This window comes from Streptomyces sp. NPDC016309 (assembly GCF_043077235.1).
Lineage (GTDB): Bacteria > Actinomycetota > Actinomycetes > Streptomycetales > Streptomycetaceae > Streptomyces.
In genome coordinates this window covers 1-19,913 of record NZ_JBIBSG010000005.1, presented here as the reverse complement: position 1 = coordinate 19,913, position 19,913 = coordinate 1, and the positions used below count along the sequence as shown (strand labels likewise).

The 19,913-nt window shown below is 72.3% G+C and carries 18 protein-coding genes; 10 read left to right on the top strand and 8 right to left on the bottom strand.

Annotated features, from left to right (window positions below; genetic code table 11):
- Nucleotides 1–7: 7 nt before the first annotated feature.
- Together ACF068_RS13600 and ACF068_RS13595 are read right to left on the bottom strand one after the other, a co-directional pair.
- On the bottom strand, nt 8–1,555 hold the full coding sequence (locus ACF068_RS13600; RefSeq protein WP_392274402.1) for a methyltransferase domain-containing protein: 1,548 nt from the start codon (nt 1,553–1,555) through the stop codon (nt 8–10).
- A gap of 35 nt (nt 1,556–1,590) precedes the next feature.
- Nucleotides 1,591–2,838 carry a hypothetical protein gene (locus ACF068_RS13595; RefSeq protein WP_392274401.1) on the bottom strand — a complete coding sequence of 416 codons (1,248 nt, stop codon included), beginning with the start codon at nt 2,836–2,838 and terminating at the stop codon, nt 1,591–1,593.
- A gap of 238 nt (nt 2,839–3,076) precedes the next feature.
- Here ACF068_RS13595 and ACF068_RS13590 point away from each other — a divergent pair, with 238 nt between their 5' ends.
- The 4 genes from ACF068_RS13590 (at nt 3,077) to ACF068_RS13575 (ending at nt 6,495) form a co-directional block, all read left to right on the top strand.
- Complete coding sequence (locus ACF068_RS13590) at nt 3,077–4,147, top strand: glucose-1-phosphate thymidylyltransferase (RefSeq protein WP_392274400.1); 1,071 nt, start codon at nt 3,077–3,079, stop codon at nt 4,145–4,147.
- Nucleotides 4,144–5,133 carry a dTDP-glucose 4,6-dehydratase gene (gene rfbB / locus ACF068_RS13585; RefSeq protein ID WP_392274399.1) on the top strand — a complete coding sequence of 330 codons (990 nt, stop codon included), beginning with the start codon at nt 4,144–4,146 and terminating at the stop codon, nt 5,131–5,133. The genes ACF068_RS13590 and rfbB overlap by 4 nt, the downstream gene beginning before the upstream one ends.
- Entirely contained in the window at nt 5,130–5,975 is an 846-nt protein-coding gene (rfbD, locus tag ACF068_RS13580) for a dTDP-4-dehydrorhamnose reductase (RefSeq protein WP_392274398.1), read from the top strand. The genes rfbB and rfbD overlap by 4 nt, the downstream gene beginning before the upstream one ends.
- Nucleotides 5,976–6,078: 103 nt before the next feature.
- Nucleotides 6,079–6,495, top strand: a complete 417-nt coding sequence (locus tag ACF068_RS13575) for an ATP-binding protein (protein ID WP_392274397.1) — start codon at nt 6,079–6,081, stop codon at nt 6,493–6,495.
- Nucleotides 6,496–6,606: 111 nt separating this feature from the next.
- On the opposite strand, the gene ACF068_RS13570 is transcribed toward ACF068_RS13575, so the two are convergent.
- A complete protein-coding gene (locus ACF068_RS13570) occupies nt 6,607–6,780 on the bottom strand; it encodes a CsbD family protein (RefSeq protein WP_392274396.1) in 174 nt (57 codons plus the stop codon).
- A gap of 144 nt (nt 6,781–6,924) precedes the next feature.
- Between ACF068_RS13570 and ACF068_RS13565 the strand changes: the two genes are divergently transcribed.
- On the top strand, nt 6,925–7,095 hold the full coding sequence (locus ACF068_RS13565; RefSeq protein ID WP_064072138.1) for a hypothetical protein: 171 nt from the start codon (nt 6,925–6,927) through the stop codon (nt 7,093–7,095).
- Nucleotides 7,096–7,174: 79 nt separating this feature from the next.
- Here ACF068_RS13565 and ACF068_RS13560 read toward each other — a convergent pair whose 3' ends face one another.
- Together ACF068_RS13560 and ACF068_RS13555 are read right to left on the bottom strand one after the other, a co-directional pair.
- Complete coding sequence (locus tag ACF068_RS13560; RefSeq protein ID WP_392274860.1) at nt 7,175–7,819, bottom strand: dTDP-4-dehydrorhamnose 3,5-epimerase family protein; 645 nt, start codon at nt 7,817–7,819, stop codon at nt 7,175–7,177.
- A gap of 143 nt (nt 7,820–7,962) precedes the next feature.
- Nucleotides 7,963–8,562, bottom strand: a complete 600-nt coding sequence (locus tag ACF068_RS13555; RefSeq protein ID WP_392274395.1) for a TetR/AcrR family transcriptional regulator — start codon at nt 8,560–8,562, stop codon at nt 7,963–7,965.
- 137 nt (nt 8,563–8,699) lie between these two features.
- Here ACF068_RS13555 and ACF068_RS13550 point away from each other — a divergent pair, with 137 nt between their 5' ends.
- From ACF068_RS13550 to ACF068_RS13540, 3 genes are read left to right on the top strand one after another with little or no spacing between them, the layout of a single operon-like run.
- Nucleotides 8,700–9,611 (top strand): ABC transporter permease, encoded by a 912-nt coding sequence (locus ACF068_RS13550; RefSeq protein ID WP_392274394.1) that lies wholly within the window; start codon nt 8,700–8,702, stop codon nt 9,609–9,611.
- The gene (locus ACF068_RS13545) at nt 9,604–10,395 is read left to right on the top strand and encodes an ABC transporter ATP-binding protein (protein ID WP_392274393.1); all 792 of its coding nucleotides are present in this window, start codon (nt 9,604–9,606) and stop codon (nt 10,393–10,395) included. Before ACF068_RS13550 ends, ACF068_RS13545 begins: the two co-directional genes overlap by 8 nt.
- A 26-nt stretch (nt 10,396–10,421) precedes the next feature.
- The gene (locus ACF068_RS13540; RefSeq protein ID WP_392274392.1) at nt 10,422–11,645 is read left to right on the top strand and encodes a glycosyltransferase 87 family protein; all 1,224 of its coding nucleotides are present in this window, start codon (nt 10,422–10,424) and stop codon (nt 11,643–11,645) included.
- Between the two features lie 54 nt (nt 11,646–11,699).
- On the opposite strand, the gene ACF068_RS13535 is transcribed toward ACF068_RS13540, so the two are convergent.
- Nucleotides 11,700–16,646 (bottom strand): NAD-glutamate dehydrogenase, encoded by a 4,947-nt coding sequence (locus ACF068_RS13535; protein ID WP_392274391.1) that lies wholly within the window; start codon nt 16,644–16,646, stop codon nt 11,700–11,702.
- Nucleotides 16,647–17,027: 381 nt separating this feature from the next.
- Here ACF068_RS13535 and ACF068_RS13530 point away from each other — a divergent pair, with 381 nt between their 5' ends.
- Complete coding sequence (locus tag ACF068_RS13530; protein WP_392274390.1) at nt 17,028–17,594, top strand: DJ-1/PfpI family protein; 567 nt, start codon at nt 17,028–17,030, stop codon at nt 17,592–17,594.
- A gap of 114 nt (nt 17,595–17,708) precedes the next feature.
- Here the strand turns inward: ACF068_RS13530 and ACF068_RS13525 are convergent, their stop codons facing one another.
- Both ACF068_RS13525 and ACF068_RS13520 read right to left on the bottom strand, forming a co-directional pair.
- On the bottom strand, nt 17,709–18,371 hold the full coding sequence (locus tag ACF068_RS13525) for an HAD family hydrolase (RefSeq protein WP_392274389.1): 663 nt from the start codon (nt 18,369–18,371) through the stop codon (nt 17,709–17,711).
- Between the two features lie 58 nt (nt 18,372–18,429).
- The gene (locus tag ACF068_RS13520) at nt 18,430–18,936 is read right to left on the bottom strand and encodes a DUF6912 family protein (RefSeq protein WP_392274388.1); all 507 of its coding nucleotides are present in this window, start codon (nt 18,934–18,936) and stop codon (nt 18,430–18,432) included.
- A 277-nt stretch (nt 18,937–19,213) separates the two neighbouring features.
- On the opposite strand from ACF068_RS13520, the gene ACF068_RS13515 reads away from it, so the two are divergent.
- A complete protein-coding gene (locus tag ACF068_RS13515) occupies nt 19,214–19,774 on the top strand; it encodes an Rv3235 family protein (RefSeq protein WP_392274387.1) in 561 nt (186 codons plus the stop codon).
- Nucleotides 19,775–19,913 lie beyond the last annotated feature (139 nt).

Sequence of the window (19,913 nt, the reverse complement as noted above, 5' to 3'; positions counted from 1 at the left end):
CCGCCTCTCACACGCCGACGCGGTCGGCCGCGGTGGTGTCGTCGGGGACGAACTGACGGTTGAGGATGTCCTGGACATCGATGTGCTCCCCAGCGATGATCGTCCGCGCCGCATGCGGGGTGAGCAGTGCGACGTACTGGTAGCCGAAGAGGGTGGGCCGCAGGCGGGTCAGCAGCCGGGAGGTCCCGCCGAGCGCCCGGGACAGCGGCCCGCGGCCGAGCACGGACCAGAAGGGCGCTCCGGTGGCGACGATGGACAGCACGTCGTACCCGGCGGCGCGCACGGTGCGGCGGAGGCTGGCGCGGCTGAAGAACCGCAGGTGGGTCTCGTCGAGGATGCCGCGCCGGTCGTAGTCGAAGATGCCGAGCGCGACGCGCAGCCGGGAGTACCAGTGGCCGAAGTTCGGTACGGACAGCAGGACGTGTCCGTCGGGGCGGAGCGCGCCGCGCAGTTCGGCGAGGAGGCGTTCGGGGCGCGAGAGGTGTTCGATCACGTCGCCGGCGACGACGTAGTCGTACCCCTCGCCGATGCCGTCGGGCAGGCCCTCCTCCAGGTCGGCGAGGAAGAAGCCGCCGGAGCACCTGTCCCGTACGCCCTCGACCTCGACGCGGTCGATGCCGGTGACGGTGTGGCCGAGGGCTTCGAGGTGTCCGGCGAACACGCCGCCGGAGCAGCCGACGTCGAGGACGCGGCCGGGCGGCAGGTCGCGCATCCGGTCCAGGATGACGGCGTGGGAGGAGCCGTCGCCCTCCTTGAAGGCGTACTCGACGGGCTTGGGGATCCACCCGCAGGTCCCGAAGCCCTTCTTCGCCAGCCGGTACTCCAGGACGTCCTTGACGACGTCCTTGGCGTAGCGCATGCCGTTGACGTAGCAGATCTCGTCGCCGTAGTAGGTGGGGATGGGGATCTCGCGGATGCGCATGCCGGCGTCGGCCATCTGGACGATGATCTGGGTGTCGAAGTCGAAGGCGTCGGTGTTGCGGTCGATGGGCAGCCGCCGCAGGGCGTCGACCTGGTAGGCCCGGTAGCCGGAGTGGAACTCGGTGAGGTCCGAGCCGAGGAGCCGGTTCTCGAAGCGGGTGAGGACGCGGTTGCCGAGCCATTTGTAGAACGGCATGCCGCCGCGGAGGGCGTCCCCGGGGCGCATCATGCGTGACCCGAAGACCGCCTCGCACTCGCCGCGTTCGAGGGGTTCGACCATCCGGGGCAGCAGTTCGGGGGCGTACTGCCCGTCGCCGTGCAGCAGGACGACGATGTCCAGTCCGCGCTCGGCGGCGAGCGCGTACCCGGCCTTCTGGTTGCCGCCGTAGCCGAGGTTCTTGGTGTGCCGCATGACGACGGTCGGCGGCATCCCGTCGAGCTGGGACCAGCGGCAGCCGGCGGTGAACGTCGCGTCGTGGCTGGCGTCGTCGAGGATGAGGATCTCGGCGATCCTGGGCCGGAAGTCGGCGGGGATCCGGTCGAGGGTCTTCTCCAGCGTCGCTTCCGCGTTGTACGCCACCACCAGGATCCCGATCCTGGGGCTGCTGCTTCGGCTGCTCTGGCCTTCCGTCACGGGCTTCTCCACTCTCGCGGGGGGTCGGGGGCAGGTCAGTCGGCGGGGTGCCGTGCGGGGCTCGCGGCCGGTGGGGCGGGCGCGGCGGCGGCCTGGCGGGCGGGTGGGAGCGGGGTCGTGGGTGCGGGCCGGGGGCGGGCGGCGAGGGCCGCGTGGAGCGCGGAGGCCACGCACACGGCGAGGACGGCCCAGCCCAGGGCGCCGAAGGCCATCTCGGTGTCCGTCCAGTGCACCGGGCGCTGCCCGGAGTAGACCGAGGCGGCGACGGAGCCGACGACGACCGCGTACGCCAGGCCCTGCCACAGGCCGACGACGAACAGCCCGGCCGCCGGCCACGCCAGGTACTGCACGCCCGAGGCGGTGCTCAGCAACAGCAGCAGTCCGAGGGTGACGGCGACGGCGAGCGGGGCGTCCGCCGGGCGCCGCCAGGCCAGCCAGACGCCGACGGCCATGATGGCGGCGACGATCAGGAAGTGGCCGTCGCCGCGCAGGAGCTGGACGTACGGCTCGGGCACGCCCGCCCAGCGGGCGAAGCGGACGATGCCCCAGAAGCTGAAGTTGCCGCCCGCGTACTCCAGCACCTTCGCCTTCAGCCCGCCCGGTACGGTCGCGATCACCGGCCCCCACACGGCGAGGAACAGGGCCCCGGCCGCGGCGGTGAACCGCAGCAGGACGGGGCGGCCCCCGGTGCGCCAGGCGGCGGCGAAGAGCAGCGGCACCGCGACGACGGGGATGAGCTTGACGCTGACGCACAGCGTCGCCGCGAGCCCGGCCGCCACCGGCCTGCTCCGGTCGACGAGCAGGTGGACGGCGGCGAACGCGAACATCACGGCGACCGAGTCGGTGTTGCCGTGGTAGCCGGAGGTGGCCACGAGCACCGGGCACAGCGCCGCGCCCAGGGCGCACAGCACCGCCGTGCGCAGCCGGGCGGCCCGCCGCCGTACGATCGCGAAGACCAGCAGCACGGTGATGAAGTCGGCCAGGCAGGCCGGGAAGCGGATCAGCGGCCGCCACGGCACCCCGTGCTGCGCCAGCCACTCCAGCCCCAGCAGCATCCAGCTCGCCAGCGGCGGGTGGTTGTAGACCGGCAGCCACGGCAGCGGCTCGGCGTAGATGCGCACCGGGTCCGTCCGGGCGATGGCCCGGGCGAAGCCCCAGAAGAACCGCACGTCGGCGGGCCCGCGCGTGTGCGCCGCGAGCGCCGTCTTCGCGACGAACGCGACTGCCGCGACGACGATGACGACGATCCGGGCTTTCCGTACGTCCCAGGACAGAGACGACATTCGGACGTTCATGGTGGCCGAACGTAGCAATACCGACCACACGTAGCGAAGCACCTATAAGCGTACTTAAGCCGCACGGAAGTTCACCGCATGGGTGTCGTGTGGGCGTTGTCGCGTCGGGGCGAATCGCCGAATCACACGTATGGCCCACGGGGGCACGTAATTCGTGGCGCTCAACTCTCGTTCACAACCTGCACCTTGTCCCCGTCAGCCCGAGGCAGACAGGCAGGCCAGTGAAGTGAAAGCTCTCGTACTCTCCGGAGGCGCCGGCACCCGGCTGCGCCCCATCACGCACACCTCCGCCAAGCAGCTCGTCCCCGTGGCCAACAAGCCGGTGCTCTTCTACGGGCTGGAGGCGATCGCCGCCGCCGGGATCCGCGAGGTCGGCATCATCGTCGCCCCCGACACCGCCGGCGAGATCCGGGCGGCCGTCGGCGACGGGTCGCGCTTCGGCCTCGCCGTCACGTACATCCCCCAGCACGCCCCGCTCGGCCTCGCGCACGCGGTGCTGATCGCCCGGGAATTCCTCGGGGACGACGACTTCGTCATGTACCTCGGGGACAACTTCGTCGTCGGCGGGATCACCGACCTGGTCGAGGAGTTCCGCGCCGCCCGCCCCGCCGCGCGGATCCTGCTCACCAAGGTCCCCGACCCCCGCGCCTTCGGCGTCGCCGAGCTCGACGTCGACGGGCGGGTGGCCCGGCTGGAGGAGAAGCCCCAGGACCCCCGCAGCGACCTGGCGCTCGTCGGGGTCTACCTCTTCACGCCCGCCGTGCACGAAGCGGTGCGCTCCATCGAGCCGTCCGCGCGCGGCGAGCTGGAGATCACCGACGCCATCCAGTGGCTCATCGACGAGCGGCGCACCGTCACCTCGACCATCGTCTCCGGCTACTGGAAGGACACCGGCAACGTGGCCGACATGCTGGAGGTCAACCGGTCCGTCCTGGAGCTGCTCACCCCGCTCAACGAGGGCACTGTCGACGCCGCCACCGAGATCATCGGCCGCGTCCGCATCGGCGGCGGCGCGACCGTGCGGGCCTCGCGGATCGTCGGCCCGGTCATCATCGGCGCGGGCACGGTCGTGGAGAACTCCTACATCGGCCCGTCCACGTCCATCGCGGAGGACTGCCGGGTCACGGACAGCGAGATCGAGTACTCCATCGTGCTCAGCGGCTCGTCCCTGCACGGCGTGGGGCGCGTCGAGGCGTCCCTGATCGGCCGTAACGTCGAGATCACTCCCGCCCCGCCCATCCCGGCCGCCCACCGCCTGGTGCTCGGCGATCACAGCAAGGTGCAGATCTCGGCATGAACAGCGCCCCCCGTGTCCTGGTGACCGGCGGAGCCGGCTTCATCGGCTCGACTTACGTCCGTACGCTGCTGGGGCCCTCGGGCCCCGCCGGCACGGAGGTCACCGTCCTCGACAAGCTCACCTACGCCGGCAACCCCGCGAACCTGGACGCGGTGCGCCGGCACCCCGGCTTCGCCTTCGTCCAGGGCGACGTCTGCGACCCGGTCCTGGTCGACAAGCTGGTCTCCGAACACGACCAGATCGTCCACTTCGCCGCCGAGTCGCACGTCGACCGCTCGATCGCGGGCGCCGACGCGTTCGTCCGGACCAATGTGCTCGGCACCCAGACCCTGCTGGACGCGGCCGTGCGGAACCGTATCGCCACGGTCGTCCACATCTCCACGGACGAGGTGTACGGGTCGGTCGACACCGGATCCTGGACCGAGGATGAGCCGCTGCGGCCCAACTCCCCGTACGCCGCGACCAAGGCGTCCGCCGACCTGCTCGCCCTGTCCCACCACCGCACCCACGGCCTGGACGTGCGGGTGACACGCTGCTCCAACAACTACGGCCCCCACCAGTTCCCCGAGAAGGTCGTCCCCCTGTTCATCACCCGGCTGCTGGACGGCGGCCGGGTGCCGCTGTACGGGGACGGCTCGCAGGTGCGGGACTGGCTGCACGTCGACGACCACGTGCGCGCGGTGGAACTGGTGCGCACCCGGGGCCGGGCGGGCGAGGTGTACAACATCGGCGGCGGCACTGAGCTGTCCAACCGGGAGCTCACCGACCTGCTGCTGGAGGCCCTGGGGGCGGACGATTCGCGGGTGGACCACGTCGAGGACCGCAAGGGTCACGACCGGCGCTACTCGGTGGACTGGACGAAGATCCGCGACGAGCTGGGCTACCGGCCCGGCAAGGACTTCGCGACCGGGCTTGCGGAGACGGTCGCCTGGTACCGGGACAACCGCTCCTGGTGGCAGCCCCTGCTGGACCGGGCGGCGCTGTGACCTGGGTGGTGACGGGCGCCGGCGGGATGCTGGCCCGGGACGTGCTGGCGTGCCTGGGGGACGGCGCGACCGGTCTGACCCGGCGGGACCTGGACGTCACCGACCGGGACGCGGTCCTGGCCGCGCTCCGGGGCCTCCGCCCCTCCGTCGTCGTGAACTGCGCCGCCTGGACGGCGGTGGACGACGCCGAGACGCGCGAGGCCGACGCCCTGGCGGTCAACGGCACGGCGGTGCGGCACCTCGCCGAGGCGTGCGCGGCGGTCGGCTCGGCCCTGGTGCACGTCTCCACGGACTACGTCTTCGACGGGCGGGCGCGCGTGCCGTACGCCGAGTCGGCCGTGCCCGGCCCCCGCACGGCGTACGGGCGCACCAAGCTGGCCGGTGAGCGGGCGGTCCTGGAGGTCCTGCCCGAGCGCGGGTACGTGGTGCGGACGGCGTGGCTGTACGGGGCGGGCGGGGGCGGCTTCGTCCGGGCGATGATCCGGGCGGAGGCGCACCGGGACGGGGTCGACGTGGTGGACGACCAGCGCGGGCAGCCGACCTGGAGCGCCGACGTGGCGCACCGGCTGGTCCGGCTGGTGGGGGCGCCCCCGGGGATCTACCACGCCACGAACGGCGGGGACGGCACCTGGTACGACCTGGCCCGGGAGACCTTCCGCCTGCTCGGCGCGGACCCCGCGCGCGTCCGGCCGGTCACCAGCGCCGCCCATCCCCGCCCGGCGCCCCGCCCCGCGTACAGCGTGCTGGGCCACGACCGCTGGCGCGAGGCCGGCCTGCCCGCGCCGCGCCCCTGGCGCGACGCCCTCGCCGAAGCCTTCCCGGCACTGCGCGCGGGCCGGTGAGCCGGTACGGCCGCCGGATCCGGGCGCAGGTGTCCTCCTCGTCCAGGGGGTACACGGGCAGGGCGGTTCCCTGACCAGAAGGCCGGACGGTAAAGGAGACACGATGTCCGACTCGTCGATGAGGGCCGTGGGCTGGGCCCGGTGCTTCCCCGTGTCGGGTGGCGTACGGGCAGGGCGGCACTGGGCACTTGAGCACATGGAGTCCCTGGGGTGGACGGAGGACGCCCCGGAGACGGTGGACGACGTCCTGCTCACGGTGTCGGAGCTGATCACCAACGCCCACGTCCACGCGCACAGTTCCGCCCAGCTCGTCCTGACCTGGGACAGCCGGTGCCTGCACGTCAGCGTCCACGACCACGACGGCAGGGGCGTGCCGGCGCCCCGCACGCCCGACACCACCTCGCCCGGCGGGCGCGGACTCGCGCTCGTGGACGCCCTGTCGGACCACTGGCACACCCACGCCCAGGAGGACGGCAAGACCATCACCGCGTGTTTCATCCCGGGCGGCGCCGCCGGTTGACGGTGCGGTGACCTTGCGCTGAACAGGAAAACGGCCCGCCTCCCGGAAAGGGGGGCGGGCCGTGGACCTTTGCAAAACGGGACGTCCGGCGTTCGCGGGACGTCCGGCGATTCAGCGGCGGAAGGCGTCCTTCGTGTTCTCCTTCGCCTGCCGAAGATCACCCTTGGACTGCTCGGCGCGGCCTTCGGCTTCCATGCGCTCGTTGCCGAGGGCACGCCCGAGGGTCTCCTTGACCTTGCCCTTGGCCTGCTCCGTCTTGGCCTGTGCCTTCTCGTCGGCTGCCATCGGAATCACACTCCCACACGGTCGACTACGGGATTGGTGTGGCGTATTGCCGGGACACCGCCGGGCAAACCCGGGAAGAAAATCGGATTCTCATCGTGTGATCTTCTTTATGCCGGGCACAAGCGGCTTCGGAGGTTGATAACCATGGTCCCGCTTCTTCTTGTTCTTCTTCTCGCCCTGATTCTTTTCGGCGCGGGTTTCGCCCTCAAGGTGCTCTGGTGGGTGGCGGCCATCGTGTTGGTCGTCTGGCTGGTCGGCTTCCTGGTCCGTCCGGCCGGTCACGGCGGCGCACGTGGCCGCTGGTACCGCTGGTAGGCCGTACGGCCACTGACACCCCGTCACACCCGGGAGCCGGGTACCGCCTCACCCGAGGCGGTACCCGGCTCCCGGCCGTTCAGCGGCGGGTCGACGGGACGCGCGGCGGCACCCCCGCGTCGTCCGCTCCGGGCGCGCGCAGACCCTCGTACCAGCGCCGGCAGGCCTCGTAGGACGGGAGCAGACCGGTCCGTTCGGCCTCGGCGAGCGTGGGGGCCGCGGCGTCCTTGGCCGACAGCAGGGGGGTGAGCCCGGCGGGCCAGGCGATGGCGAGGTCCGGGTCGAGGGGGTGGACGCCGTGCTCCCGCTCGGGGGCGTAGCCGCGCGAGCAAAGGTAGACGACCGTCGCGTCGTCGGTCAGCGCCATGAACGCGTGGCCGAGCCCCTCGGCCAGGTGGACCGCCCGGTGCTCGCGGTCGTCGAGGCGTACGGCCTCCCAGGCGCGGTAGGTGGGCGAGCCGGTGCGGAGGTCGACGACCACGTCGAGCACGGCGCCGCGCACGCACGTGACGTATTTGGCCTGGCCCGGCGGTACGTCGGCGAAGTGCACGCCGCGCAGGGTGCCCCGGGCGGAGACGGAGCAGTTCGCCTGGGCGAGCCCGAGCCCGTACCCCGCCGCCCCCTGGAGGTCGGGCGCCCGGAACCACTCGTGGAAGCTGCCACGCTCGTCCCGGAAGACCCGTGGCTCCATGACCCAGGCGCCGTCGATACCCAGTGCGCGCACGCTCACCCACCGTCCTTTCGTGTCGGTGGGCTCAACCGCGACGGGCGCCCGGCGTCACCGGAGCCGCGTCCGACCGGGTGACGTCGTCCGGTGCCGGCGCCCCTCCGCCCCCGGGGCCGTCACGCCGTCAGACCCTCATGCCCTCACGCCCGGAGCGCGGCGACCGCCGCCGCCGCCAGGTCGTCGAGGTACCCCTCCGGGAGCGGCGTGCGGACCACCACCAGGCGCCAGTAGAGCGGGCCGATGATCAGGTCGAGCGCGCGGGCGGGGTCGGCGCCCGCCGGGAGCTCGCCGCGCGCGACCGCGTCCCGGACGACGAGGGCGGCCACGCCCTGCTGGCCGTCGAGCAGGGCCGCCTTGACCGCGTCGGCGATCTCGGGGTGGCGGGCCGCCTCGACGAGGAGGTCCGGGATGACCTGGGAGGCGACCGGGTGGCGCAGCGCGTGGGCGCCGACCTCCAGCAGGGCGCGGACGTCCCCGTACAGCGAGCCGGTGGCGGGGGCCGGCAGGCCCTGGGCGGCGAAGGCGGTCAGCAGGTCGAGGACGAGCGACAGCTTGGACTTCCAGCGCCGGTAGACGGCGGTCTTGCCGACGCCCGCCCGCCGGGCGATGCCCTCGATGGACATACGGGCGAAGCCGACCGCGGCCAGTTCCTCGAACACGGCGGCGCGGATGGCTTCGGTGACGTCCTCCCGGAGCACGGCGGCTCCTGCGGGCTGCCGGCGGGGCGGGGGTGTGCTCATGCGGGGATCATAGCGCCACCCCCACGAGACGACGGGACGGTTGCGTTCCGACGTTGGACCGCCCTACCCTCGACGTAGCGACGAAACGGGTCCGTTCCGTCGCCGACCACCCCCCACTCGCCGAGGGAGACCGCCTTGTGAGTACCCAGACACTCGCACCCCCACCGGTGGACGACCACCCCGAGGACCTCCGCGCGCTCGCCCTCCGGCACGGGCTCACCGTCAGCGGGGCCCGCCCCTCCCTGCCCGAGTACACCCGGCAGCTCTGGTCGCGGCGCCACTTCATCACCGCCTTCGCCACGGCCCGCCTCACCGCGCAGTACAGCCAGGCCCGGCTGGGCCAGGTGTGGCAGGTGATGACCCCGCTGCTCAACGCGGCGGTCTACTACGTCATCTTCGGGGTGCTGATGAACACCCGGGCCGGCGTGCCCGACTTCGTCCCGTTCCTGGTCACGGGCGTGTTCATCTGGACCTTCACCTCCAGTTCGATCATGGCCGGGACGCGGGCGATCAGCGGCAACATCGGTCTCGTCCGGGCCCTGCACTTCCCGCGGGCGAGCCTGCCCGTCTCGCTCGCGCTGCAACAGCTCCAGCAGCTCGTCTTCTCGCTGTGCGCGCTGGTGCTCATCCTGTTCTGCGTCGGGGTCACCCCCGGCCGGTCCTGGCTGCTGGCCGTTCCGGCCCTGTTCCTCCAGTCCCTGTTCAACACGGGGGTGTCACTGGTGATGGCCCGGCTCGCCGCCCGTACGCCGGACGTCGCGCAGCTCATGCCGTTCCTGCTGCGCACCTGGATGTACGTGTCCGGCGTGATGTGGAGCGTCGACCACGTCCTGGCGAACAACCACCTGCCGCACGCGGTGCTGCTGGCTTTGGAGTGCAACCCGGCGGCGGTCTACATCGACCTGATGCGCTTCGCCCTCATCGACAGCTTCACCGCCGCCCAGCTCCCGCCGCACGTATGGGCCGTGGCGGCCGGCTGGGCGCTGGTCGCCGCCGTGGGCGGCTTCATCTGGTTCTGGCAGGCGGAGGAGACGTACGGCCGTGGCTGACACACACACCGGGCAGCGGGTTCCGACCGTCGTCGCCGACGGCGTGCACATCACCTACACCGTCCAGGGCGCCGGCGGGGCCGGCCGGGGCGGCGCGACGGCCGCGCTCGGCCGGCTCCTGTCCCGTACGCGCACGGCGGCGCCCGGCACCCGGACGGTCCATGCCGTCAAGGGCGTCAGCTTCGCCGCGTACAAGGGCGAGGCGATCGGGCTGATCGGCTCCAACGGATCGGGCAAGTCCACCCTGCTGAAGGCCGTCGCGGGACTGCTGCCCACCAGCGAGGGGCGGATCTACACCCGCGGCCAGCCCTCCCTCCTGGGGGTGAACGCCGCCCTGATGGGTGATCTGACGGGCGAGCGCAACGTCATCCTGGGCGGCCTCGCCATGGGGATGTCCCGCGAGCAGGTCCAGGAGCGGTACCAGGAGATCGTCGATTTCTCCGGCATCAACGAGAAGGGCGACTTCATCTCGCTGCCGATGCGGACGTACTCCTCCGGCATGGGCGCCCGGCTGCGGTTCTCCATCGCGGCCGCCAAGTCGCACGACGTCCTGCTGATCGACGAGGCGCTGGCCACCGGCGACGCGACCTTCCAGCGCCGCAGCCAGGAGCGCATCGCCGAGCTGCGCCGGGAGGCCGGGACGGTCTTCCTGGTCAGCCACAGCAACTCGGCCATCCGCCAGACGTGCGACCGTGCCCTGTGGCTGGAGGCCGGACGGCTGCTGATGGACGGCCCGGCGGGGGAGGTTGTTGACGCATATGAAGCACACACGAGGAAGAAATAGGTCATAGCGGGCTAAAGTGCCCAGCGATGACCATCTCCAGGATCAGCGCACGCCGCACGCCCATCTTCACGGACCGGTCCCCGGCTCTGCCGCTGGCCGCCGTGTGGGCCTTCACGCGCGCCGGGATGCTCGTGCTGCTGTGGCGCGACACCCTCGGCATCGGCGGGATCGGCCGCGAGGTCTACCTGCTGTACCGGCACTGGTACCAGCAGCTCTCGCAGGGCACGTTCCCGCCCGACGACGTCACCTGGCAGTACCCGCCCGGCGCCGGGCTGGTGTTCCTGGCTCCGGGACACGTCCCGGAGCTGACGTACTACCAGGCGTTCGTCGCCCTGACACTGCTCGCCGACGCCGTCGTCGCCTTCGCGCTCGCGCGGGCGGGGGCCGGCGGGGCCTGGCTGTGGGTGGGCGGCCTGCCGCTGCTCCTGCACCTGCCCCTGGCGCGGTACGACGTCCAGGTCACCGCCGTCGCGGTGCTCGGCCTGCTGGCCCTGCGGGGCGGTCACGCCCGGCTGGGCGGGGCGCTGGCCGGGCTCGGCGCCATGGTCAAGGTGTGGCCCCTGCTCACCCTGCTCGGCACGCCCCGCGGGCACCTCACCCGCCGGGCCTGGGTCTCGGCACTGGTGGCCGCGGGCGTGCTGTTCGGGGTCCTGGCGCTGGGCTTCACGCACACCCTGGACTTCGCCCGCCAGCAGGGCGGGCGGGGCGTGCAGATCGAGTCCGTCGGCGGCACCGCCCTGTCGCTGGCGACACTGGCGGGGTGGTGGCCCGGCCGGGTCCGCTACCGGTACGGGGCCTTCGAGCTGGCCGGGCCGTACGCCTCCAGCGCGGCGCACTTCGCGCTGGTGCTCACCGCGCTCGCCTTCTGCTGGCTGCTGCTGTGGCGGGTGCGGTCGTGGCAGTGGACCGTGGCGACCCCGGTGGACGCCGCGTTCACCGCGGTGCTGCTGTTCACCGTGACCAGCCGGGTGATCAGCCCGCAGTACATGGTGTGGCTGCTGGGTCTCGGCGCGGTCTGCCTGACCTGCCGGGACACCAGCCAGCGGACGGTGGCGCTGCTGATGCTGCCCGCGGCGGCGCTCAGCGCGCTCGCCTACCCCCTCCTGTACGACGAGGTCATCGCCGTCTCCCCGGTCGGGTGCGCGGTGGTGGCGCTGCGCAACGGGGTGCTGGTGGCCGCCGCGCTGCTGTCGTGCCGGCGGCTGTGGACGGAGACGGTGCCGGGGCCGCCCTCCCTCAAGGGCCTGTGACACGCACGGGGGCGCCCCGCCGGTGACCGGCGGGGCGCCCCTCGTCGTGGCCCGTCAGCTATGGGTGCGCAGCAGCGTCCGCATGGTCCGCATCGCGACCGACAGGTTGGCCAGGTCGAACGCGTCCGAGCCCTGGATCTCCTCCAGCGTGGTGCGCGCCCGGCCCAGGATGGCGGCGTTCCTCCGCTCCCAGGCCGTGAACCGCTCCTCCGGCGTGGAGGTGCCGTTCCCGGCCGACAGCACGTCGGCGGTGAGCGCGGCGTGCGCGGCGTACAGGTCCTCGCGGATGGAGGCACGGGCCATCGACTGCCAGCGGTCGGCCCGCGGGAGCTCGATGATCCGGTCCATCAGCTGGGTGATGGACAGCCGGTCCGCCAGGTCGTAGTAGACCTCGGCGACGGCCATCGGGTCCTTGCCCGTCCGGTCCGCGATCGCCACGATGTCGAGCGTCGGGAACGCGGACGAGAAGCCCGCCACCCGCAGCGCCAGCTCGTCGGGCACGCCCGCCGAGGTGAGCTCCTCGACGATCGACTCGTACCACTCCAGGTCGGCGCCGCGCAGCATCTGCGGCAGCTTCGCCCACACCTGCTCCACGCGCTCGGCGAAGAACTCGACGGTCTCGGCGAGCTTGACCGGCTGCGGCCGGTTGCCCAGCAGCCAGCGCGTGCCGCGCTCGACCAGGCGCCGCGAGTGCAGCCGGATGCGGGTCTGGACGTCGGCGGCGACCTTGTTGTCCAGCGCCTCGACGGCGTCCCACACCTCACCGAGGCCGAAGATCGCGCGGGCGGCGGTCTGCGCCCGGACGATCTCCTCGATCGACGCGCCCGTCTCCTCCCGCAGCCGGTGCAGGAAGGTCGAGCCACCGGTGTTGACGGTGTCGTTGACCAGCACCGTGGTGATGATCTCGCGGCGCAGCGCGTGGGCGTCGATCTGCTCGGCGAACTCGTCGCGCAGCTTCGTCGGGAAGTAGGCGTGCAGCAGCTCGCGCAGGTACGGGTCGTCCGGCAGGTCCGTGTGGATCAGCTCGTCCGCCACCGTGATCTTGGTGTACGCGAGGAGCACGGCCAGCTCGGGCTGGCTGAGTCCCTTGCCCGCGTTGAGCAGCTCGCGGATCTGGCGGTCGTTGGGCAGGAACTCCAGCGCCCGGTCCAGCCGGCCCTCACGGCCCAGCCGGCGCATGAACCGCTGGTGGGCGTGGAGGAGCGACGGGGACTGCTTGACCGCGTTGGCGAGGGCCACGTTCTGCGCGTAGTTGTTGCGCAGCACCAGCGTGCCGACCTCGTCGGTCATCTCGGCGAGGATCTTGTTGCGCTGCTTGACGGTCATGTCGCCGTCGGCGACCAGGCCGTTGAGCAGGATCTTGATGTTCACCTCGTGGTCGGAGGTGTCCACGCCCGCGCTGTTGTCGATGGCGTCGGTGTTGACCTTGCCGCCCTCGCCCCCGGGGCCGCCCCGGCGGGCGAACTCGATCCGGCCGAGCTGGGTCAGGCCCAGGTTGCCGCCCTCGCCGACGACCTTGACCCGCAGGTCCTCGCCGTTGACGCGGATGGCGTCGTTGGCCTTGTCGCCGACGTCGGCGTGCGACTCGGTGGTGGCCTTGACGTACGTACCGATGCCGCCGTTCCACAGCAGGTCGACCGGCGCCTTGAGGATCGCCTGCATCAGCTCGGCGGGGGTCAGCTTGGTGACCGTCCCCTCGATGCCGAGGGCCGTGCGCATGTGCGCGTTGACCGGGATCGACTTGGCCGTACGGGGGTGGATGCCGCCGCCCGCGGACAGCAGCTCCTTGTCGTAGTCGGCCCAGGAGCTGCGGGGCAGCTCGAACAGCCGGCGCCGCTCGGCGTACGAGACGGCCGCCTCGGGGGTGGGGTCGATGAAGATGTGCCGGTGGTCGAAGGCCGCGACCAGCCGGATGTGCTCGCTCAGCAGCATGCCGTTGCCGAACACGTCGCCCGACATGTCGCCGACGCCGACGACCGTGAAGTCCTCGGTCTGCGTGTTGTGGCCCAGCTCCCGGAAGTGCCGCTCGACCGACTCCCAGGCGCCGCGGGCCGTGATGCCCATGCCCTTGTGGTCGTAGCCGGCCGAGCCGCCGGAGGCGAAGGCGTCGCCCAGCCAGAAGCCGTAGGCGACGGCGACCTCGTTGGCGATGTCGGAGAAGGTCGCCGTGCCCTTGTCGGCGGCGACCACCAGGTACGTGTCGTCCTCGTCGTGCCGGACCACGTCGGCCGGCGGGACGACCTCGCCCGCCACCAGGTTGTCGGTGATGTCCAGCAGCGCCGAGATGAAGGTCCGGTAGCTGGCGATGCCCTCCGCCAGCCAGGCGTCACGGTCGACGGCCGGGTCCGGGAGCTGCTTGGCGACGAAGCCGCCCTTGGCGCCGACCGGCACGATGACGGTGTTCTTCACCATCTGCGCCTTGACCAGGCCGAGGATCTCGGTACGGAAGTCCTCGCGCCGGTCCGACCAGCGCAGGCCTCCTCGCGCGACCTTGCCGAAGCGGAGGTGGACGCCCTCGACGCGCGGCGAGTACACCCAGATCTCGAAGGCGGGGCGCGGCGCCGGCAGGTCGGGGATGGCCTGCGGATCGAACTTCATCGACACGTAGTCGTGCGGCGTGCCGTCGTCCTTCTTCTGGAAGAAGTTGGTGCGCAGCGTCGCCTTGATGACGGTGAGGAACGACCGGAGGATGCGGTCCTCGTCGAGCGAGGCGACCTGGTCCAGCGCCCCGTCCAGCTCCTCCAGCAGCCCGTCGGTCAGCTCGGTGCCGGCGCGCTGGCGCTCCGGCGACATCCGCGCCTCGAAGAGGGAGACCAGCAGACGGGTGGTGTGGACGTTGTGGCGGAGGGTGTCCTCCATGTAGTCCTGGCTGAACGTCGAGCCGGCCTGCCGCATGTACTTGGCGTACGCGCGCAGCACCATCGCCTGGCGCCAGCCCAGGCCCGCGCTCAGCACCAGCGCGTTGAACCCGTCGTTCTCGGCGCGGCCGGTCCAGGTGGCGGCGAACGCCTCCTGGAACCGCTCGCGCGCGTCGTCGGCGAGGTAGTCGCCGCCGGCACCGTGCGGCATGCGCAGCCCGAAGTCGTAGATCCACGCCTGGGTGCGGTCCGCGCAGCGCAGCTCGTACGGGCGCTCGTCGACGACCTCGACGCCCAGCCGGTTGAGCACCGGCAGGACGGCGGACAGGGAGATCTGGGCCCCGGTCTTGTAGATCTTGAAGCGGCGCTCGCCCGGACCCGAGCCGACCGGCTCGTACAGGGAGAGGGCGAAGTCCTTCTCGCCCCGGACGAGCTGCTCCAGGTGGGCGAGGTCGGCGACGGCGGAACGCGGGGTGTGGTCGGCCTTGTACCCCTCGGGGAAGGAGTTGCCGTACCTGCGCAGCAGCTCGGCGGCGCGCTCCTCGCCCATCTCGGCGTTGAGCGCCTCGCCGAAGCCGTCCTCCCAGGAGCGGGCGGCCTCGACCAGCCGGGCCTCGATGCGCTCGCTGTCGGCGTCGGTGAGCGGGGTCAGCTCGGTGCCCTGCGGGACACGGACGACGAAGTGGAGCCGGGAGAGGATCGACTCGGTGTTCCAGGCGGTGAAGTCGACGCTGGTACCGCCGAGCTCCTCCTTCAGGATGTCGATGATCCGCAGCCGGACGGTGGTGTTGAAGCGGTCCCGCGGCAGGTAGACCAGGGCGGAGTAGTAGCGCCCGTACTCGTCCTGGCGGAGGTAGAGCCGCAGCTTGCGCCGCTCCTGGAGGTACAGCACGCTCGTGGCGATCGACTCGAGCTGGTCGACCGGCGTCTGGAACAGCTCGTCCCGCGGGTAGGTCTCCAGGATCTGGAGCAGGTCGCGGCCGTCGTGGCTGTGGGGCGAGAAGCCGGCCGTCTCCAGGACCTCGGCCACCTTGCGGCGGATCACCGGCACGCGGCGGACGGACTCGGTGTAGGCGGCCGAGGAGAACAGGCCGAGGAAGCGCCGCTCACCGACGACGTTGCCGTCCTTGTCGAACTTCTTGACCCCGACGTAGTCGAGGTAGGACGGGCGGTGCACGGTGGAGCGGCTGTTGGCCTTGGTGAGGATGAGCAGCTTGTGCTCGCGGGCCTTGGCGCGGGCGTCGCGCGGCAGCCGGTTGAAGGAGGGCGAGACGGGGTGCGCCTCGTCGTCGCTGTGCTGGGGGTCGGAGCGGAGGATGCCGAGGCCGGTGCCGGGCACGGCGGCCAGCGCGTCGTCGCCGGTCAGCTCGTACTCGCGGTAGCCGAGGAAGGTGAAGTGATCCTCGGCGAGCCAGCGCAGCAGCTCGCGGGCCTCCTCCACCTCGGAGTCGCGGAGGTCGTCGGCGATCGGCTCGCGGGGGAGGTCCTCGGCGATGCGCAGCGCGGCGTCGCGCATCTTCTCCCAGTCCTCGACGGTCTCGCGGACGTCGGACAGGACGCGCATCAGGTCGGCGGTGATCTGCTTGAGGTCGGCGCGGTCGGTCTCGCGGTCGATCTCGACGTGGATCCAGGACTCGGTGAGGGTGTCGTGCAGATCGGTGCGGGTGCCGCCGTCGGGCAGCACCTCGATCAGCTTGCCGGCGATGTCACGGCGGACGACGACCTGGGGGTGGATCACCACGTGGATGCCGCGTCCCTGCCGGGACAGCTCGTTGGTGACGGAGTCGACCAGGAACGGCATGTCGTCCGTCACGACCTCGACGACGGAGTGGCTGCACATCCAGCCGTTCTCCTCGACCGTGGGGGTGTGCACACGGACGCTGGCGGTGCCCTGGGGACGGTTCTCGGCCAGCCGGTAGTGGGAAAGGGCCGCGCCGAAGACATCGACCGGGTCGCGGTCCGTGAGGTCCTCGGGAGCGGTGTGCAGGTAGTAGCGCTGGAGGTATCCGAGAACGACGTCCTCGTCCGGACGGTCCCCGTTCTCGGACCCAGTCTGGAGTTGCCCCCCGACCGGGCTGTGCTCAGCTACCCGGGCGGCCCGTTCGAGCAGCTCGGCCTTGGCTTCGTCCAGCTTGGTCTGCATGTCCTCTGGCTCCTGTCGCGCGCCGTTGCGTGACGTAGGTGAAAGAAGTGACACAACGCCACGACGCGGGGTATCCGGTCTGAGGCGACGTTATGCCGCGATGAGAGATGTCCGGGCCGTTATTGGCCAATTTTGGCGACCGGGCCGGATGGAACGGGTCAGCGATCGCCCGGGCACGGTGGCACTCCGGGCGCTGGCCGGGGGCTCCGCTGCCCCCATGGCGTATCGCGCTGATCACGGGTCCAGGCTATCGCTCCTGACCCCCGGCCCGTCATGAGCCGTATGTGTACAAAACCCGGCCATGAAGTTTGACACTCTGGACAGCGACACATGTCCTGGTGCCATACACCTCGCACCACCTCCCAGCAGAGGCAGGCAGTGATGACCGTGAAGATCCTGATCGTCACCGGCGACGCGGCGGAGTCCCTGGAGGTCCTCTACCCGTACCAGCGGCTGCGGGAGGAGGGGTACGAGGTCCACATCGCCGCGCCCGCCCGGAAACTTCTGCGCTTCGTCGTCCACGACTTCGAGCCGGGGTACGACACGTACACCGAGAAGCCGGGCTACACCTGGCCGGCCGACCTGGCCTTCTCGGAGGTCGAGCCCAGCCGGTACGCGGCCGTGGTGATCCCGGGCGGCCGGGCGCCGGAGTACCTCCGCAACGACCCCGAACTGCGCAAGATCCTCAAGTCCTTCTTCGACGCCGACAAGCCGGTCGCCCAGATCTGCCACGGCCCGCTGCTGACGGCCGCGGTCGGCGCCCTGGACGGCCGCCGCGTCACCGCCTACCCGGCGCTGGAGCTGGACATGCAGGCCGCGGGCGCCACCTTCCAGGACGCGGAGGCGGTCGTCGACGGCACGCTGGTCTCCTCCCGCGCCTGGCCCGACCATCCCACCTGGATGCGCGCCTTCCTGGAGGTCCTCAGGGCCAAGTCACCGGCCACCTGACAGGCCCGCCCGGTCCGGCGCCCGCTCGCACGGCCGGCGCGCTCGCACGGCCGGCGCGCTCTCCGCCCGCCCCGCTTCACGGCCGGCGCGGGCGGGCGCCCGGTCCGGCCGGGGTCACGCCGCCAGCTCCTCCGCGACCGCCACCGCCTCCGCCAGCGTGTCCACCACCGGCACGCCGACCACCTCCAGGCTGGCCCGGCTGTGCGAGCCGCCGGTGTACAGCACCGCCCGCGCGCCCACGTGGGCCGCCGCCACCGCGTCGTCCGCCGCGTCCCCGATCACCACGATCCGCTCCGGCGGCACGCCCTCCAGCGCCCTCAGGTGCCGCACCATGTGCTCCGCCTTGCCGGCCGTCGACCGGTCCGTCCGCCCGTCCACCCGGACGAACCGCTCCTCTATGCCGTGCCGTCGCACGATGGGCACCAGCAGCTCGTGCGGGGCCAGCGACAGCAGTGACTGGGTGGACCCCGCCGCCTGGCGCGCGGACAGCAGCTCGGCCGCCCCGTCCGCCAGCCCGCACACCTCGGCCCGCACCCAGTAGTGCCGGTGGAACGCCTCGTCCATCACGAGCCACTCCGCCTCGCTGGGCATCCGCCCCATCAACCGCTCGTAGAACAGCGGGACGGGGACGCAGTAGAGCTCGCGGTACCGCGCGAGGGTGATGGGCTCCAGGCCTATCTCCTCGAACGCCGCGTTCGTCGCCCCGATGACCGCGTCGATGTCATCGAGGAGTGTGCCGTTCCAGTCCCACACCAGGTGCGTGCCGCGCTTGCCCATGTCCAAAAAGGTACCGGCACGCTCCGACAACGGGCCCCCACCAGCGGGAAGCCGGTGCTCAGCCGATCAGCCCGGGGATCTCCTGCACCCCGAACCACAGCAGTTCGTGGTCCTCGGCCCCGTCCACGACGAACTGCGCGTCGTCGTCCCCGTGGTCCGCCGCGCCCAGCGCGTCGGCCGCCGCCGTCACGTCGTCCGCGGCCTCGTCACCGTCCGCGTGTACCGCGGCCGCCTTGGCCAGCGGCACCGCCCGCTCGATCCGCACCTCGCCGACCGACGAGGGGTCCAGCGCCCCATCCGGATCGGCGACCGCCGCTCCGTCCGGTACGTCGACGGCCACGACGACCCTGCGCCGGGCCGCGCCCGGATCGGCGGCCAGCAGCCGCAGCGACGCGGCGGCCGCCCGGCTCAGCGCCGCGTACTCCAGCTCCTCGATGTCGTCCGAGACGTACCACTCGCGCAGCCCGGGCGTCACGGCGTACGCGGTGAGGGGTCCGGGGCCCAGTTCTCCCGCCGAGTGCGCCTGTGCGAGACCGGGGAGGGTCAGGGGGACGTAGACGCGCATGGCAGGCCGCTTTCGTAGTCGACAGACGCCCTCAGGATACGTGCGCGGTACCCCTTCGGGCCCGGCGCCCACCGGCCCGCCCGGTCCACCGCACACCTCGCGTCACCCGGTGCCGCCCCGCCCGCACGGGCGGCCCCTCACCCGGATAGGTGATCCGCCCGGAACTTCGGCGCCCCCCGCGGCGGCCGTTGCGGGCGGCCCGCCCGCCCCCGTAGAAGATCACCAATGCAAGTTACCGCCCGGTAATCACCCGGGCCATGGAACGGGGGCGATCAGCATGAGCAGCACCGCAACCAGGACGACGTCCGGCCCGGCCCGCCGCCGGGACCGGCGCGGCCCCGGCACGACCCGGCCCGCCACACCCCGCCCGGCGACGGGCCCCACCACCCGCCGCACCACCGCGGACCGGTCCCCCGCGACCCGTACCGCCACGGACAGGTCCCCCGCGACCCGCACCGCCCCACCCCGGACCGCCCTGCCCCGCACGACCACGGTTCCGGCGCCCGCCCGCCGGCCGCTCCCGCCCCATGTGCTCTTCGCCGAGCGGCTGCTCGCCGTCCTCAGCGGTGAACGCCCCGTCCACTGGATGCTGGGCCAGACCGTCGGCCAGGCCTACGACCAGCTCGTCCGGCTCGCGCCCGCCACCCCGCTGCGGGCCCGTGGCGCCCGCCCCGTCGTCCGCCGCTGCGGGGGCTTCCCACTGCGCCCGGGCGTCGTCGAGGCGTTCGCCAGCATCGCGGCGGGCGAGCAGGTCCGGGCGATGGCGTTCCGCCTGGAGCGGGGCGACGACCGCAAATGGCGCTGCGCCGCCGTCGAGCTCGGCGGCGAGCACCGCTGACGCCACGGACGACGACGGGGCCGGGGGGGGGGCCCCCCCCCGGGGGGCCCCCCCCGCCCCCCCCCCCCGGGCCCCCCCCCGGGGGGGGGCCCCCGCCGGGCGGCCGGCGCCCCCCGGCGCCCTGGGCCCGGCCCCCCCG